5 protein-coding genes are annotated in these 4118 nt (G+C 63.0%); 4 read left to right on the forward strand and 1 reads right to left on the reverse strand.

Going from position 1 to position 4118, the window contains the following annotated elements; translation table 11 throughout:
* Positions 1–187 precede the first annotated feature (187 nt).
* From YO9_RS0115755 to YO9_RS19300, 4 genes are all read left to right on the forward strand, one after another.
* Entirely contained in the window at positions 188–1243 is a 1056-nt protein-coding gene (locus tag YO9_RS0115755; protein WP_016998359.1) for an LLM class flavin-dependent oxidoreductase, read from the forward strand.
* Positions 1244–1354: 111 nt separating this feature from the next.
* Positions 1355–2245, forward strand: a complete 891-nt coding sequence (gene trhO / locus YO9_RS0115760) for an oxygen-dependent tRNA uridine(34) hydroxylase TrhO (protein WP_016998360.1) — start codon at positions 1355–1357, stop codon at positions 2243–2245.
* Between the two features lie 56 nt (positions 2246–2301).
* Positions 2302–2850 carry an MOSC domain-containing protein gene (locus YO9_RS0115765; protein WP_223286707.1) on the forward strand — a complete coding sequence of 183 codons (549 nt, stop codon included), beginning with the start codon at positions 2302–2304 and terminating at the stop codon, positions 2848–2850.
* The gene (locus YO9_RS19300) at positions 2847–2969 is read left to right on the forward strand and encodes a 3-alpha domain-containing protein (RefSeq protein ID WP_262925732.1); all 123 of its coding nucleotides are present in this window, start codon (positions 2847–2849) and stop codon (positions 2967–2969) included. The genes YO9_RS0115765 and YO9_RS19300 overlap by 4 nt, the downstream gene beginning before the upstream one ends.
* Positions 2970–3054: 85 nt before the next feature.
* Here YO9_RS19300 and YO9_RS0115770 read toward each other — a convergent pair whose 3' ends face one another.
* Positions 3055–3876 carry an aldo/keto reductase gene (locus YO9_RS0115770; protein ID WP_016998362.1) on the reverse strand — a complete coding sequence of 274 codons (822 nt, stop codon included), beginning with the start codon at positions 3874–3876 and terminating at the stop codon, positions 3055–3057.
* Between the last annotated feature and the right edge of the window lie 242 nt (positions 3877–4118).

Raw genomic sequence — 4118 nt, forward strand, 5'->3', positions numbered from 1 at the left:
AGTCGGTGGATCGAGGCTTAGGTACAACGAGCAAAGACCCGCGATGCGAACGGGGACTCACGTGGCTTGGGTCTCTCGACAGTATCCAAAAATCACCCCCTTAAGGCCGAATGACCCCAGGTTCCCGAACCATTACAGCGGTCCTTGATTCGGAAATAATCTCTGGATCAAGTATGTTGTACGGGTCATGAAGGCTTTTGGATTCTTGAGTTTCGGTCACTACGGCTCCGGTCGCGGCCCTGGCGATCCTGATGCACGGCAGTCCCTGAAGGATGCCATTGAGATCGCGGAAGGCGCCGATGAGCTGGGCGTCAACGGTGCGTACTTCCGTGTGCACCACTACGCACGCCAGTCGGCTTCCCCCATGCCGCTGTTGAGCGCGATCGCCGCGCGCACTCGCCACATCGAGGTGGGCACCGGCGTGATCGACATGCGCTACGAGAACCCGTTGTACTTCGCGGAAGAAGCCGCTCAGCTGGACCTCATTGCGGATGGTCGCGTTGCCCTCGGCGTGAGTCGGGGATCCCCCGAACCGGCCCTGCGCGGCTGGGAATCTTTTGGCTACACCGGCTCCGAGGATCCTCGCGGTGCGGATATCGCACGCGATCACTTCGAGAAGTTCATGCGCGCCATCAAGGGCGAGCCCATGTCCTACGCGGATCCCGCTCAGTACGGTGCCGGTGCCAAGCTGGCCATCGAGCCGCAGTCACCCGGTCTGGCCGAGCGGATCTGGTGGGGCGCAGGTTCGGCCAAGACGGCCGAGTGGGCGGGGGAGCAGGGTGTGAACCTCATGAGCTCCACGCTGCTCACCGAGGCCAACGAGGGCTCCTTCGCCGAACAGCAGGCCGAGCAACTGCGCCGCTACCACGAAGCCTTCCGCGCCGCGGGCCACACCCGCACCCCGCGCACGTCGGTGAGCCGCAGCATCTTCCCGATCGTGGGTCCCGAAGACGAGATCTTCTCCTACATGGGTGCCCGGGAATCCCGTGATCAGGTGGGAGTGATTGACGGGTTTACCTCTGTCTTTGGGCGCACCTACGCGGGTTCGCCGGACACCTTGGTGGAGCAGCTGAAGCAGGATCAGGCCGTCATGGAGTCCGACACACTCATGCTCACGATTCCGAGCCAGCTGGGGCCGGAACTGAACCTGCGGATCCTGGAGAACTTCGCTAAGTACGTTGCACCCGAGCTCGGCTGGCAACCGAACACCGAAGGCCCCGTCACGGGGTACGAGATTTCCTAAGTCGAGCTGGCGGCGTGGTCCCGTGGTCGGCATTGACGACGTCGCCAAGCTCACCTCCCCGGGGCCGCTCACCGTGCGTGGGCGGCTCCGGACTCACTTAAACTGGTGGGTATGTCCCTGCCGAAAATTGTGCTGTTCTATGTCTTCACCCCGCTGGCTGACCCCGAGGCGATCAAGCTGTGGCAGCAGAACCTTGCCGAACGCAGCAATGTGAAGGGGCGCATCATCGTCTCCGAGCAGGGCATCAACGCCACCGTGGGCGGGGACATCCACGACGTCAAGCGCTATGTGAAGGGCCTCAAGGAGTACGCACCGTTCAAGGACGCGGACATCAAATGGTCGGACGGCGTGGGGGATGACTTTCCTCGGTTGAGCGTGAAGGTCCGCCCGGAATTGGTGACTTTCCACGCTCCCGATCCGATCACCGTAACGGAGGATGGCGTGCAGGGCGGTGGCACGCACTTGAAGCCGCACGAGTTGCACGAACTCATGGACCAGCGCGGGGACGAAGTCGTGTTCTTCGACGGCCGCAACGCGATGGAGGCCCAGATCGGCAAGTTCAAGGATGCGCTGGTCCCAGAGACGGATACCACCCGCGATTTCATCGACGAGATCGAATCGGGCAAGTACGACGCGTACAAGGACAAGCCCGTGGTCACTTACTGCACCGGTGGCATCCGCTGCGAAGTTCTGTCCGTGCTCATGAAGAACCGTGGTTTCCAGGACGTCTACCAACTGGACGGCGGCATCGTCCGCTACGGCGAGGCCTACGGAAACAAGGGACTGTGGGACGGTTCGCTCTACGTCTTCGACAAGCGGATGCACATGGAGTTCGAGCCCGGCGCTCAGTCGCTGGGCACGTGTGTCGAGTGCGGTGAGCCCACGCCCCGCTACGTCAATTGCGCCGAACAGACGTGCCGTCAGTTATTCCTGTGCTGTGAGTCCTGCACCGAATCCGGGGCGCGAGATCATTGCCCGGACTGTGTGCCGGTGGCGGCCTGAGGGATCACTACCGCTCATGTGGCGCGGGGGTCTGCGGGCTCTCGTACCCTGGAGACATGAACCAGGAAGAACCACAGGTCACGGACGCCTCGATCACTCTGCTGCGCACCGGCGCGGTGAAGACCCAGGACTGGGGAAATCGTCCGTTCCAAACTGCGGCCGTCAAAACCCCGCACGATGAACCGCTCCGATTGACGTTCACGGGGTTCGTGGGCGACGAACAGGGCGACCTGAAACATCACGGCGGCACCGAGAAGGCCGTGTGCTGTTATCCGGCGGAGCACTACGACCAGTGGCGCGCTGAAGGACTCGACCTCCCGGACGGAGCGTTCTTCGAGAACCTCACCATTCGCGGAGCCACCGAGGAGAAGGTTTACCTGGGGGATGTCTACCGCGTGGGAACAGCGGTGGTCCAGGTGACCCAGCCCTGCCAGCCCTGTGCCACCATCTCCAAGAAGTGGGCCAACAAAGACCTTCCTAAGCTCATGATGAGCACCAACGCTGCGGGTACTATCTGCGTGTGCTCGAGGAAGGGAAAGTGTCGGTCGGGGACCGTTTTGAGTTCGTGTCCCGCCAGCCCGAGGCGGTGTCCTCAGCGTTCGTGAGTCGCATCATGAACGTGGAGCGCGGCGATCTGACTGCCATGCGCGAGCTGCTCAACGCTCCAGAGTTTCCCGAACGCTGGCGCAAGCAACTGCGGCGCCGCTTGGGCGAAAGCGTCTGATATTAGGTGAGGTCCTAAATCGGCCCTCGTAGACATTCAGCGCGTCACGATCGGCGTGCGGTAGCTCGGCCCGCCGCGGCACTGATCAGATCAACTCCAGCGGCACCGGCTGATCCGGCGCGGGGAATGCCACGTCGATGGCCCGGAGGTCTTCCGTGCTCAGCCGCAGCTCGAGCGCGCGGGCGTTGTCCTCCACATGCTCCACCGTGGACGCCTTGGGAATCGCGATGGTGTTGCCGTCCCGGATGGCCCACGCCAGAAGCACCTGCGCGACGGTCGATCCGTGCTTGTCGGCAATGTCCTGAAGCGAAGAATCACCGAGCAGCTCACCCTGTCCCACCGGAGAATAGGCCATCGCCACGATCTCGCGTTCCTTCATGGCCGGGAACAACTCCAGTTCGGGACCGCGGCTGGAAGGGTTGTAGAGCACCTGATTGACCAGCGGGTTCTCCGGATAGGTCTCCAGCTCGGGCAGGTCGATGTTGGATACGCCCCAGTCGCCGATCAGTCCGCGGTCCACGAGCCGTTCGAATGCCATGAGGGTTTCCTCGACCGGATGTGAGCCCGACCAGTGCAGCAGGTACAGGTCGATATGTTCTAGTCCCAGGTGGCGCAGGCTGCGCTCGCAGGCTTCCTCGGTTCCCTTGGCGGACGCATTGGACGGCAGCACCTTGTCCACCAGGTACACGTCATCGCGAATGGGGGCGATCGCCTCACCCACGAGCTGCTCGGACCGCCCGTTGCCGTACATCTCAGCGGTGTCGACCATCGTGAGGCCCAGTTCCACACCGCGCCGCAGCGTGCTGATCTCAGCCTCGCGAGTGGCGGTAGAGTCGCCAATGTTCCACGTGCCCTGCCCGATCGCGGTCAGTTGCGTGCCGTCGGACAGTTCTACGATGCGATTCACGAGTTCTCCTGAGTGAGCGGGACGGGCTGGTCACCACGCTAGGGTCTCGGGTGAACCTCCGCAATCACTGATCGAGTCCACACGCGAAGGGAAGTGAGCCGTGGCTGCACCTGATTCGGACACTCCGCTCTTGCCGCATCCACTCACGGGCCAGTTGTTCCCGTCGCCCGTTCCTCCCGGGATTGGGTGGCCCGAAGATCCCGCCTCGCAGGACACGCCCGTGGCGCACGACGCCGCTCGGG

Origin of the sequence: Kocuria atrinae C3-8 (assembly GCF_000286355.1) — a bacterium.
Classification (GTDB): domain Bacteria; phylum Actinomycetota; class Actinomycetes; order Actinomycetales; family Micrococcaceae; genus Kocuria; species Kocuria atrinae_A.